The sequence below is a fragment of the Hymenobacter lapidarius genome (assembly GCF_001816145.1).
Taxonomy (GTDB): domain Bacteria; phylum Bacteroidota; class Bacteroidia; order Cytophagales; family Hymenobacteraceae; genus Hymenobacter; species Hymenobacter lapidarius.
In genome coordinates this window covers 1-857 of the sequence record NZ_MDZB01000037.1, presented here as the reverse complement: position 1 = coordinate 857, position 857 = coordinate 1, and the positions used below count along the sequence as shown (strand labels likewise).

The 857-nt window shown below is 60.7% G+C and carries 1 protein-coding gene; it reads right to left on the bottom strand.

Annotation, left to right across the window (positions count from 1 at the left end; genetic code table 11):
* Positions 1–115: 115 nt before the first annotated feature.
* A complete protein-coding gene (locus BEN47_RS01690; RefSeq protein WP_070724475.1) occupies positions 116–601 on the bottom strand; it encodes a carboxypeptidase-like regulatory domain-containing protein in 486 nt (161 codons plus the stop codon).
* Positions 602–857 lie beyond the last annotated feature (256 nt).

Sequence of the window (857 nt, the reverse complement as noted above, 5' to 3'; positions counted from 1 at the left end):
AGGCCGTCCGCCGTCGATTCTTCGGCGGCAATGCGGGCGCTTTGCTCCACGGCGGCCATGTCCCAGCTGGCGGCCAAGCCCAGCGGAATGGGAAATATGCGCTCGGCAATGGAATCTACCGCACTGCGGACTGTCCCGCGCCGGCCGACCTGGATTGACTGGTGGTAATGAGCACGGGGCCGCCCACCACGGGCCCGCCTGCCACGGCGTCATCGGCCAGCGTCAGGACAGGCTCGGGCGCCGGGTTGTTGCGGCCTTTGCCGGCGACCTTGCCCAGCGTGACCGTGAAATTGGCCGTTTTACCGGTTTCTAAAAAAATGTTCTCTACCGTTTGGGGCTGGTAGCCGCCTTCTCCTACGCGGATGAGATAGGGGCCACCCACCATCGGGTTGGGCACCACGAAGCGGCCGGCACCGTCGGACGAGGTGGCGTGGCGCACCCCCGACGGAATGTGAATGACGGTGATGGCCGCGCCGGGCAGGGGCTTGCGGTCTTCGCTCTGCACGCGGCCCATGAGGGTCATGGCGGGGTTCTGGACCAGGGCGGCACCTGGGGCGCCCAGTAGCCAGGCAACTAGCAGCAGGTGTAGAAAATGATTCATACTAATTGGGATAAGAAATAACTGGGCGGCTCTTGGAGGTGGGCGGCGGGAGCATTTTAAATCAAGGCAGAAAGTCCGCACTGCGGAAGGGTTGCCATTTCATCGAACCGAGCAAAGCAAATCGGGGAATAAAATCTGGATTCACGTAGTAGAGGTCAAACTGAGGTGGTCCAATTAGGCTGGACAGTTTAGGGCAGTAGTTTGAAGAAGTTGTTGGTGAGCGTGATAGGGCATCTGATAGCCGATACTGGAGTGC